This is a genomic window from uncultured Tateyamaria sp. (assembly GCF_947494755.1).
GTDB lineage: Bacteria > Pseudomonadota > Alphaproteobacteria > Rhodobacterales > Rhodobacteraceae > Tateyamaria.
Genome location: NZ_CANLVZ010000057.1, coordinates 1 through 227 on the forward strand (window position 1 = coordinate 1; position 227 = coordinate 227).

Sequence of the window (227 nt, forward strand, 5' to 3'; positions counted from 1 at the left end):
TAACTCTAAATGCCGGACTTTTCAGGGGAGCAGGTCAGCACTTTCAGCCCCTCCCGCCGCCATAGCCTTTCGACACGTTTGTCGTTCACATGCCAGCCAGCAGCTCTCAGCAACGCGGCGATCCGACGATAGCCATAGCGGCCATATTGTCGGGTCAATGCTGTCATATCGGCCAGCAAACGTTCTTCGTCTGGGCGACCAACAGGTATCCGGCGCTGCGTAGATCG

1 pseudogene is annotated in these 227 nt (G+C 57.3%); it reads right to left on the reverse strand.

Annotated elements, in window-relative coordinates:
- Nucleotides 1-38 precede the first annotated feature (38 nt).
- Nucleotides 39-227, reverse strand: a pseudogene (locus tag Q0908_RS20345) (IS3 family transposase); the annotation flags it as partial.